Annotated in this window: 1 protein-coding gene; it reads right to left on the bottom strand. The window is 65.4% G+C overall.

What is annotated here, in order from left to right; genetic code table 11:
- A partial coding sequence (locus tag EOA86_RS35895; protein ID WP_245497491.1) for a glutamate synthase-related protein occupies positions 1–1,055 on the bottom strand: 1,055 nt, incomplete at both ends.

A 1,055-nucleotide genomic window follows, 5' to 3' on the forward strand; every position in this document is an offset into this window, starting at 1 on the left:
ACTCGCAGCCATGGTCGCCAACGCCTTCGACGACGGCGGCCACGCCCGAATTGCGAACCGCAAAACGCTCGCCGGCGACGCCGCTGAAATAGGCCTCGCCCTCGGTCGCGCCGTAGAGCACCGTGTTGCCGACGATGATCGACTCCGCTGCGACGATCTTGGTGTTCTCCGGCGGGCGGATGACGATGCGGCCGCCCGACAGGCCTTTGCCGACATAGTCATTGGCCGCACCGACCAGCTCGAACGAAACCCCACGCGCCAGGAAGGCGCCGAACGACTGGCCGGCGGTACCGGTGAGTTTCACCGCGATCGTGTCCTCGCGCAGGCCCTTGTGCTTGAAGCGCTTTGCCACTTCACCGGACAGCATGGCGCCGGTCGAACGGTCGACATTTCGGATCGGCAGCTCGATGCTGACCGGCTGCCTGGCTTCCAGCGCCGGCTTGGCCAACTCGATCAGCTTGCGGTCGAGCACGTCGTCGATCGGATGCTTCTGCCGCTCAGTCCAGTGCACCGCCTCATGCGGGGCATCCGGCTTGAAGAACATCTTGCCGAAATCGAGCCCGCGCGCCTTCCAGTGCTGGATCAGCGCCCGCTTTTCCAAGAGATCGGTGTCGCCGATGATCTGGTCGAGATGGGTGTAACCCATCTCGGCGAGCAACGCCCGGACCTCTTCAGCCACATAGAAGAAGAAGTTGATGACATGTTCCGGCGTACCCTTGAAGCGCTTGCGCAAGACCGGATCCTGCGTCGCGACGCCGACCGGGCAGGTGTTGAGATGGCACTTGCGCATCATGATGCAGCCGGCCGCGATCAGCGGCGCGGTCGAGAAGCCGAATTCGTCGGCGCCAAGCAGCGCGCCAATGACGACGTCGCGGCCGGTGCGCAGGCCGCCATCGACCTGCAGCGTGACGCGCGACCTGAGGCCGTTGAGCACCAGCGTCTGATGCGTCTCGGCAAGGCCCAATTCCCACGGGCTGCCGGCGTGCTTGAGCGAGGTCAGCGGCGATGCGCCGGTGCCGCCATCGTAGCCGGAAATGGCGATGGGATCGGCGCGC

The sequence above is a fragment of the Mesorhizobium sp. M5C.F.Ca.IN.020.32.2.1 genome, assembly GCF_004023105.1.
In the GTDB taxonomy this organism is placed as follows: domain Bacteria; phylum Pseudomonadota; class Alphaproteobacteria; order Rhizobiales; family Rhizobiaceae; genus Mesorhizobium; species Mesorhizobium wenxiniae.